The 2,984-nt window shown below is 41.4% G+C and carries 2 protein-coding genes and 1 pseudogene; all 3 read left to right on the top strand.

Features of this window, described 5'->3' with window-relative positions; translation table 11 throughout:
- Positions 1-900: pseudogene (locus ABJF11_RS14105) on the top strand (flotillin family protein); the annotation flags it as partial.
- A 171-nt stretch (positions 901-1,071) separates the two neighbouring features.
- Positions 1,072-1,686 carry a transposase gene (locus tag ABJF11_RS14110; RefSeq protein WP_348120521.1) on the top strand — a complete coding sequence of 205 codons (615 nt, stop codon included), beginning with the start codon at positions 1,072-1,074 and terminating at the stop codon, positions 1,684-1,686.
- Positions 1,687-1,870: 184 nt separating this feature from the next.
- The coding region (locus ABJF11_RS14115; protein ID WP_348120522.1) for a DNA repair ATPase at positions 1,871-2,984 on the top strand (1,114 nt) is incomplete at its 3' end.

Raw genomic sequence — 2,984 nt, forward strand, 5'->3', positions numbered from 1 at the left:
GCTGAAGCAAAAGCTCAAGATGATTTAATTAAGGTAACTAAGGCTGCCGAGGCTTCTAAACAAGCTGCAGTTCAAAAAGCTGAAGAAATCAACATAGAAGCACTTGCTCATAAAGAAGCTAGTGAAAAAGAAGCAGACGCACGTAAGATTCTTGCCGAAGCACAAGCTAAGGAAGAAGCAACGGTAGGATTATCTGAAGCACAAGTAATGCACGCAAAAGCTGAGGCTAGCGAGCGTCAAGGAATCGTAGATGCTCTAATCATCCAGAAAAAGGCAGAGGCTGAAGCAAGCGGTATCGCTGCAAAAGCAGAGGCTAAACGTAAGGATGGACTTGCAGAGGCTGAGGTAATCAAAGAAAAAGCTCTTGCAGATGCTGCCGGTATCGAAGAGAAAGCTGAAGCAATGAAGAAACTTGATGGTGTAGGTAAAGAACATGAAGAGTTTAAACTACGTCTTGATAAGGAACTTCAAGTAGATCTAGCGCAAATCAACATCCAGAAAGATATTGCAGACGCACAAGCGCAAGTGATAGGAGATGCATTGAAAGCTGCTAAGATTGACATCGTAGGTGGTGAAACTATGTTCTTTGAACAAATCATAGGTCAGATCACTAAGGCCAAAGGTTATGACAGACTCGTAAATCATTCTGAAACTGTATCTGAAGTAAAAGATGCCATTCTAGGAAGTGATGACGTAAAAGGTAATTTGTTGGATAAAGTAAAGGACTTTGCAGACAAGTACAACATCAGCTCTGAGGACATCAAAAACCTGAGTATCGCAAACATCTTGAACAACCTACACGGTAAATCAAATGATGGTGATGAGAAAAACATGCTGAGCAACTTGTTGAATATGGCAAAAGGTATGGGACTTTCTGGTAAAAAGCTGGGAGATATCTAAACAACCAACCAGTAAGGGCGGATCGCATCCGCCCAATACTGTAAAAGACGCATGCAATGCGTCAACAACACGCATGCAATGCGTCAACAACACGCATGAAATGCGCCAACAACGTGCATGAAATGCGTTAACAACACACTCATAGTAGTGCGTCGAACGAGCTAAGCTAGTATGAAGCAACATAATCGTAAATCAATACGTCTCAAAGGATATGACTACACATCAGTAGGAAGGTACTTTGTGACTATTGTGGTACGTAATCGGTTGCATCTATTTGGAAAGGTGATTGATGGAAAAATGATACTCAATAAATTTGGAGAGATTGCGGCTATCGAATGGCAACGAACTCTAACTTTGAGAGACAACGTATCCCTAGGAGCATTCATGATCATGCCAGATCATATTCATTTTGTCATTCATATAGAAGAACAAAGAATACAAAAGGAATACACGGCAAAAGAGTTGGAACGCAGAGCAGGAGCCGTTGCAGGAAAACACATGAATAAACCAGGATCCTTAGGAGCAATAGTCAGAGGATATAAAGGTGCTGTAACCAGACAGGTTTTAAGTATCATATCAGAAAATCAGAATAATGAATCGACCTTGAAAAATGGTGAGCTTATGGACATCCATAATCGACTGAGAACTGAAAAAACCATCTGGGTACGCAACTATAACGAAGCTATCATCAGAACTCAAAGACACTATGACAATGTAACCAGATACATCAATAATAATCCAAAGAAGTGGGATGAAAATCTAAAACAGAAACTGGATCTAGACTGATGAAAAGGCGCATGCGATGCAAAGAGATGCAAGGGCAGATCGCATCTTGCTCACGCACTGAAAAGGCGTATGCCATGCACCGAGATGCAAGGGCGGATCGCATCCGCCCCACACACTGAAAAGGCGCATGCGATGCGCCCCAACACTGAGAAGGCGCACGCGATGCGCGACTAACTAGAAATCAATGGCAGAAAAAGATATAAAAGACACTACACAACTAGACTCAGGAACTTACGAGATCATCCAGAGCCGACTGCTCAAGCAAAAAAATGACTTGCAGCAACGACTCCATGCTCTTAATGAAGAACGTAAAAAGGTCTTCGGTTCTCTAGAAACACGACTGATTGCAAATGACCGTGTGAATACAGAAAATAACTGTATTGCCCGTGATATCGTGACCATCGGTAAATACAGCATCTTTGGGTACAACGTGCATCTAGGATTGCGCACTGAGATGCAATTGAGCGATGTTTTTAGTATCTATGAGTTTGATCGTGACGGTGTGGATGGTGATGCGTTACGCTTTCGCGAAAGCGGGAACAAATTAAACCTCATCACAGATTCTATTTTTCAGACTGATTTTGAAAATCTGTACAAGTACTATCGCAATACGATTTTTTCCAAGTTCGCGATTATGGGGAATTACCTGCATATGGTATTTCAGCTTAGTGATTCGGTTACGGATATCAAGACTTTTAAATGGTTGATTGCTGATGGCAAATTGCAATATGTAGACAATCGTAGTGAGCATGAATATCGTTTCCCAGCGCAATATGGTTTCCAGTGGAAAGAAGCTGGACGCGATAATCAACGTGCTGGAGTTCATGGACATGTATCGATTCTAGACAAGGTTTTTGTAGAAACTATAGGTGGTGATTTAACCATAAAGGTTGAGGATAATACAGATGATGGTCAGGGAATTTATCGAGAAGACGTAGAACACCGCGACCAGACACTAGATGACGGACAATACCGTTATGCCGATTTAGGCAATCTTATTGTTCTAGAAATAAAACCGTTTCAAGAAGAGCCTCGTTATTTTGTGTACAACCACAAGATTAAGGAAGTAGAACGCATCAATAGTATTGCAGAGGCTGCAGTATTGCTGCCGGACGATCAAGGTATTATTTTCCCGAGTGGTTATTACTTGCAGACTGGTGAGTATAACGTATTCCCTAGCGATGCTGGTAAATTAAAATTTCAGCAAAGAATTGCATCACCTAATGGTGAAGATCATTTGTATGTGTTTTATAATGCTGCACAGGGATTGTATGTACTCATGTCTTACAATGTGATTG

Source organism: Reichenbachiella sp. (assembly GCF_039941815.1).
GTDB lineage: Bacteria > Bacteroidota > Bacteroidia > Cytophagales > Cyclobacteriaceae > Reichenbachiella.

Coding starts and splice junctions, on each gene's coding strand:
- ABJF11_RS14110 (WP_348120521.1), top strand. CDS start 1,072: ATGAAGCAACATAATCGTAAATCAATACGTCTCAAAGGATATGACTAC.